Annotated in this window: 2 protein-coding genes and 1 pseudogene; 2 read left to right on the top strand and 1 reads right to left on the bottom strand. The window is 65.4% G+C overall.

Going from position 1 to position 7,066, the window contains the following annotated elements; genetic code table 11:
• The coding region (locus tag MOV74_RS27045; RefSeq protein WP_246929560.1) for an ATP-binding protein at window positions 1-1,863 on the top strand (1,863 nt) is incomplete at its 5' end.
• Window positions 1,864-1,972: 109 nt separating this feature from the next.
• Here MOV74_RS27045 and MOV74_RS27040 read toward each other — a convergent pair.
• A pseudogene (locus MOV74_RS27040) lies at window positions 1,973-2,869 on the bottom strand (DMT family transporter).
• A gap of 758 nt (window positions 2,870-3,627) precedes the next feature.
• Between MOV74_RS27040 and MOV74_RS27035 the strand changes: the two are divergent.
• Window positions 3,628-7,066: vitamin B12-dependent ribonucleotide reductase (locus MOV74_RS27035; protein ID WP_246929558.1), on the top strand; the 3,439-nt coding region annotated here is incomplete at its 3' end.

Here is a 7,066-nt window from a genome sequence, read left to right as displayed (position 1 = left end):
GACGAGGCCGGCATTGCCGCGCTCAACGGCAGGGCCGAAGGCCGCGGCCTCATGGACACGGTGATGGGCAATCTCGACCATCTGAGCGCGGAGGAAGAACGCTTGCTCGCCGCGCGCTCACAGGATTCGCGCCGCACCGGCGTCGTGCTGCTCGGCATCGACGTCGCCGGCGCCGTGCTGATCCTGCTGCTGGTCGCGCTGGTGATGCGCGAGAGCCAGCGCGCGACGGTACAGCTCCAGAGCACGCTGACCGAGACCACGGCCGCCAAGGAGGTACTCGCCGCGGCGGTGGCGGAGCGCACGGAGCACCTGGTCACCGCGCATGACGAGCTGCGCCTGTCGGTCAACGTACTGCAAAGCACGTTTCACAGCATGGCGGAGGCGGTGCTGGTCATCGACGCGGACGGCAATGTCCTTCTGTCCAATCCGGCCGCAGAGCGCATGCTGTTGCATCGCGCCGGCATGAATCTGCGCAATCTGCGCGCGCTGTCGGATGTATTTCACGGCGACGGCGTCACGCCGATGAAGGCCGACGAGCTGCCCTCGGTGCGCGTGCTGCGCGGCGAGAAGTTCGAGGATCTGGAGATGATCGTCCGCCCGCACAGCGGCAATCCTCCGCGTCATCTCATGATCAGCGGCCGGCCGATGCTGGACGGGCAAGGCGACATCTCCGGCGCGGTGCTGGTCTATCACGACGCGACCATGTCGCGCGAGACCGAGCGGCAGCTGTACCAGTCGCAGAAGCTGGATGCGATCGGCAAGCTGACCGGCGGCGTCGCGCACGACTTCAACAACATGCTGACCGTGATCTCCGGCAACACCGAGACGCTGGTGGAAAGCCTGAAGCAGCAGCCGGAGCTCCAGCGCGCGGCGCGGCTGATCGACGATGCCGCCGAGCGTTGCGCCGAGCTGATCCAGCATCTGCTTGCCTTTGCGCGCCGGCAGCCGCTGCAGCCGCGCAATGTCGAGATCAACGCCGCGATCGCGGACATCGCAAAACTCCTGCGCCCCACCCTCGGCGAGCAGATCCAGATCGAGACCGTGCTGGAACTGGGGCCGATGACCGCCCATATCGATCCGTCCCGGCTCACCAATGCCGTGCTCAACATGGCGATCAACGCGCGCGACGCCATGCCGAACGGCGGCAAGCTGCTGCTGGAGACTCACCGCGCCGTGCTGGACGAGGCCTATGCACAGGCCAATGCCGACGTGGTGGCCGGCCACTACGTCATGCTCGCCGTCAGCGACACCGGCACCGGCATGTCCGTGGAGACTCAGCAGAAGGCGTTCGAGCCCTTCTTCACCACCAAGGAGGTCGGCAAGGGAAGCGGCCTCGGCCTCTCCATGGTCTACGGCTTCGTCAAGCAGTCCGGCGGTCACATCAAGATCTACAGCGAGGAAGGCCACGGCACCACGATCAAGCTCTATCTGCCGCCGGGCGAAGGCACGACGGATGTCGCAGCCGCGCTCGCGCCGCAGGCCGAAGGCGGCGCCGAGACCATCTTCGTCGTCGAGGACGACAATCTGGTGCGCAACTTCGTCACCGCCCAGCTCCAGAGTCTGGGCTACAGGACGGTGGCCGCGCCCGACGGCAAGGCCGCGCTCGAATTGATCGACGCCGGCGAGCCGTTCGACCTGCTGTTCACCGACGTCGTCATCCCCGGCGGCATGAGCGGGCGCGAGCTCGCCGAAGAGGTGGCCAGGCGCCGGCCCGGCGTGAAGGTGCTCTACACCTCCGGCTACACCGACAACGCCATCGTCCACCACGGCAAGCTCGACGATGGCGTGATGCTGCTGACAAAGCCCTACCGGAGAAACCAGCTCGCCGAGATGATCCGGAAGGCGCTGGGCGGGGTGAGCTAACCTCGTAGGATGGGTAGAGCGCAGCGAAACCCATCGTCTCGCCGCGCGGCCGGAATTGATGGGTTTCGCTGCGCTCTACCCATCCTATACGGACGACACGTTGCCACGCTCATCGCGTCGCCAGCACCACGGCGGCCAGCGTGAAGATCAGCGCGGCGATCTGCCCTGCGCCCAGCGGCTCGTGCAGCGCGATTGCCGAAGCCACCACGCCGATGACCGGCACCGCCATCGTCCCGATCGCAGCGACCGAGGCCGGCAGGCGGGCGAGCGCTGCGAACCAGCTGACATAGGCGATGCAGAATTGGACCACAGTAGAATAGACCAGCAGCCACTAGCCGAGCGGCGTCACGTTCGACAGATGCGTGGTCTCGACTAAGAGGCCGATGATCGAGATCGGCAGGCAGCCGATCCCGATCTGCCAGGCCGCGGCTGTAATTGGCGGCAGATGGATCGGGTACCTCTTCGAGAACACCGTGCCGATGGCAAAGCCCAGCGCGCCGCACAGCGCCATGACGATTCCAGGCAGCTTCTCGACGCTGGCGGTGATGCCGTTGCTGCCCATGATCGAGGCGAGCCCCACAAAGGCCATCACCAGTCCCAGCGTGCGAAGCAGCGTCGGCCGCTCGCCCAGCACCGGCCAGGCGATCAGCGAGGCCCAGACCGGCATGGTGTAGGCGATCAGCGCCGCCTCGCTCGCCGGCAGCCAGAGCAGCGCCAGGCCCATCAGCACCATCCAGCCGGTGACATTGAGGACCGCGGCGGTGATGAGGCGCGGCCAGATCCCCGGCTCCACCTTGAGGCTCTGCCGGCGCATGACCGCGAGCAATGCTAGGAGCACCGCGCCGAGCACGCCGGTCACGCCCCGGAGCGTCAGCGGCGGCAGCTCGGAGAGCAGGAATTTCGTCACCGGCCAATTGAAGCCCCAGCCGATCGAGGTGATGGCGAGGAACATCAGGCCGGCCGGGGCGATGCGCGGTCGCGCATCCCGGCGAGTCGAATCAAGCATGAGGCAGTCCGGCAAATTGAGCGTCAGCTTGGCGCGGATTCGCGGTGCAAACCACCACCGCGGCGGGCATACCTTCCCTCGCCTTCCGTAGGGCTACGTGAGTCCTGCTGACGCAACCCCATTGCCCAAAAATATACCTGCCCTGTGAACAGCGGGATGAAGCGTCCGCATCACCACGGGATGCAAATTTTTTCGGTTGGGAATCCGTGAGGACTCACTGATACTTGGCTCCACAACAGGCGCGGGCTTGCCCCCTGTTATCCCCCGCAATCCACCATATTTAGTATTTGATTCAGGAACTCGCACTAGTTCTTGACGGGCGCAACGGAGAGTCCTAGCTTTCGGTCCGTTCGGCGCGAGTGAGTTTGCGTCCCGCCGGCACTCCCCCAAAGGGTCTCGCAAATCGTCACTCCGCCCGCCAGCCAAAGGCAGCGGATGAGGGCTTGTCTGCCCTCGGATAGCGGGCTTTTCGGGCGCCAGAACGGGCCGGCAACAGGCTCGCATGGCAATTGTTGAAGTGACTGTGGGGCGTTGAACGCATGTCGGGCCCATCCCCTTGGGGGCGGATGGTTCTGGACATGCCGGCGGATGATCGATGCACGCATCGAAGAATCGCGTCGGGAGAACAAGGGCCGGGTCCACCGGCTGAGCTGCGATGCCCGAGGCCGAACGGCCGAAGGGCTCGCGAAACGAAATGTCGACCCGGCACGCCTTCAACGAGGGGCGAGACCGGTCAAAGATAAGGACGGGGCAAGACCATGCGGATTGAGCGGCGCCACACCACCCACGGACAGTCACCTTACGCGGGAATCGATTTCCGCCTGACCACGTCGGAGATTCGCAATCCCGACGGCTCGGTCGTGTTCAAAATGGACGGCGTCGAGGTCCCGACCGAGTGGTCGCAGGTCGCCTCCGACGTGCTCGCCCAGAAGTATTTCCGTAAAGCCGGCGTTGCCGCGCGCCTGAAGAAGGTCGAGGAGGAATCCGTCCCCTCCTTCCTGTGGCGCTCCGTGCCCGACACCGACGCCCTCGCCGCGCTGCCTGAGAAGGAGCGCTATGTCAGCGAGCTCTCAGCCAAGCAGGTGTTCGACCGCCTCGCCGGCTGCTGGACCTATTGGGGCTGGAAGGGCAAGTATTTCTCGACCGACGAGGACGCCCAGGCCTTCTACGACGAGCTCCGCTACATGCTCGCCATGCAGATGGTCGCGCCGAACTCGCCGCAATGGTTCAACACCGGCCTGCACTGGGCCTATGGCATCGACGGTCCCGGCCAGGGCCATTATTACGTCGACCCCTTCACCGGCAAGCTGACCAAGTCCAAGTCGGCCTACGAGCATCCGCAGCCGCACGCCTGCTTCATCCAGGGCGTCGGTGACGACCTCGTCAACGAGGGCGGCATCATGGACCTCTGGGTCCGCGAAGCGCGCCTGTTCAAATACGGCTCCGGCACCGGCTCCAACTTCTCGCGCCTGCGCGGCGAAGGCGAAAAGCTCTCCGGTGGCGGCCGCTCGTCCGGCCTGATGAGCTTCCTCAAGATCGGCGACCGCGCCGCGGGCGCGATCAAGTCGGGCGGCACCACGCGCCGCGCCGCCAAGATGGTCGTGGTCGACGTCGATCACCCCGACATCGAGACCTATATCGACTGGAAGGTGAAGGAGGAGCAGAAGGTCGCGGCCCTCGTCACCGGCTCCAAGATCAACCAGAAGCACCTCAAGCTGGTGCTGAAGGCCTGCGTGAACTGCGAAGGCTCGGGCGACGACTGCTTCGACCCCGAGAAGAACCCGGCGCTCCGCCGCGAGATCAAGCTCGCGCGCCGCAGCCTCGTGCCTGACAATTACATCAAGCGCGTCATCCAGTTCGCCAAGCAGGGCTACAAGGACATCCAGTTCGAGACCTACGATACCGACTGGGATAGCGAAGCCTATCTCACCGTCTCCGGCCAGAACTCCAACAACTCGGTCTCGCTGAAGGACGACTTCCTCCGCGCCGTGGAAACCGACGGCGACTGGAATCTGAACGCCCGCACCTCCAAGAAGGTGACGAAGACGCTGAAGGCGCGCGACCTCTGGGAAAAAATCGGCTACGCCGCCTGGGCGTCGGCCGACCCCGGCCTGCACTTCAACACCACCATGAACGACTGGCACACCTGCAAGGCGTCCGGCGACATCCGCGCGTCCAATCCGTGCTCGGAATACATGTTCCTGGACGACACGGCGTGCAACCTCGCCTCCGCGAACCTGCTGACCTTCTACAACGTCAGCACCAAGCACTTCGACGTCGAGGGCTACGAGCATCTCTGCCGGCTCTGGACGGTCGTGCTCGAAATCTCGGTGATGATGGCGCAGTTCCCGTCGAAGGCGATCGCCGAGCTCTCCTACGAGTTCCGCACGCTCGGCCTCGGCTACGCCAACATCGGCGGCCTGCTGATGACCATGGGCCTGCCCTATGACAGCAAGGAAGGCCGTGCGCTCTGCGGCGCGCTGACCTCCGTGATGACCGGCATCACCTACAAGACCTCGGCGGAGATCGCCGCCGAGCTCGGCACCTTCCCCGGCTACAAGAAGAACGCCGCGCACATGCTGCGCGTCATCCGCAACCACCGCCGCGCCGCCCACGGCCAGTCCAACGGCTACGAGGCGCTCAGCGTCAACCCGGTGCCGATGGACCTCGTCTCCTGCCCGCAGGCCGACCTCGTCACCCACGCGCAGGCGGCCTGGGATGCGGCGCTCGAGCTCGGCGAGAAGCACGGCTATCGCAACGCCCAGACCACGGTGATCGCGCCCACCGGTACGATCGGCCTCGTGATGGATTGCGACACCACCGGCATCGAGCCCGACTTCGCCCTGGTGAAGTTCAAGAAGCTCGCCGGCGGCGGCTACTTCAAGATCATCAACCGCGCGGTTCCCGCGGCGCTGCGCGCGCTCGGCTATCGCGAGAGCGAGATCGCGGAGATCGAGGCCTACGCCGTCGGCCACGGCTCGCTCTCCAACGCCCCCGGCATCAACGCCTCGACGCTGAAGGCCAAGGGCTTCACCGATGAAGCCATCGCCAAGGTCGAGAAGGCCCTGCCGACCGCCTTCGACATCAAGTTCGCCTTCAACAAGTGGACCTTTGGCGAAGACTTCATCCGCGACCAGCTCGGCATCGGCGCCGAGGCGATCGCGGCCCCCGGCTTCGACCTGCTCCAGGCCGTCGGCTTCACCAAGCGCGAGATCGAGGCGGCCAACGTCCACATCTGCGGCGCGATGACGGTGGAAGGTGCTCCGCACCTCAAGGCCGAGCACTATCCGGTGTTCGACTGCGCCAACCCCTGCGGCAAGATCGGCAAGCGCTATCTGTCGGTCGAGAGCCACATCCGCATGATGGCGGCGGCGCAGCCCTTCATCTCGGGTGCGATCTCCAAGACCATCAACATGCCGAACGACGCAACTGTAGAGGACTGCAAGTCCGCCTACATGCTGTCGTGGAAGCTCGCGCTGAAAGCCAACGCGCTCTATCGCGACGGCTCCAAGCTCTCCCAGCCGCTCAACTCGCAGCTCATCGCCGACGACGAGGACGAGGACGATGCGGTCGAGTCACTCTACGAGAAGCCGATGGCGGCGCGCACCGCCCAGGTCTCGGAGAAGATCGTCGAGAAGCTGGTCGAGCGCATCATCGTGATGCGCGAGCGCGAGAAGATGCCGGATCGCCGCAAGGGCTACACCCAGAAGGCGGTCGTCGGCGGCCACAAGGTCTACCTGCGGACCGGCGAATATGATGACGGCCGTCTCGGCGAGATCTTCATCGACATGCACAAGGAAGGCGCGGCGCTGCGCTCCTTCATCAACAACTTCGCCATCGCCGTGTCGCTGGGTCTCCAGTACGGCGTGCCGCTCGACGAATATGTCGACGCCTTCACCTTCACCCGCTTCGAGCCGGCGGGCCCCGTGCAGGGCAACGACAGCATCAAGTACGCGACCTCGATCCTCGACTACGTCTTCCGCGAGCTCGCGGTGAGCTACATGTCGCGCTTCGACCTCGCCCATGTCGACCCGACCGAGTCGAACTTCGACGCGCTCGGCAAGGGCGTCGAGGAAGGCAAGGAGCCGGACGGCGACGCGGGCCACCACGCCTCCAAGCTGGTGTCACGCGGCCTCACCCGCTCGCGGACCGACAACCTCGTCGTGATGCGCGGCGGCAGCGCCGCGGTCACCCAGG

Source organism: Bradyrhizobium sp. SHOUNA76 (assembly GCF_023006445.1).
In the GTDB taxonomy this organism is placed as follows: domain Bacteria; phylum Pseudomonadota; class Alphaproteobacteria; order Rhizobiales; family Xanthobacteraceae; genus Bradyrhizobium.
This window is presented reverse-complemented; position numbering and strand designations above follow the sequence as displayed.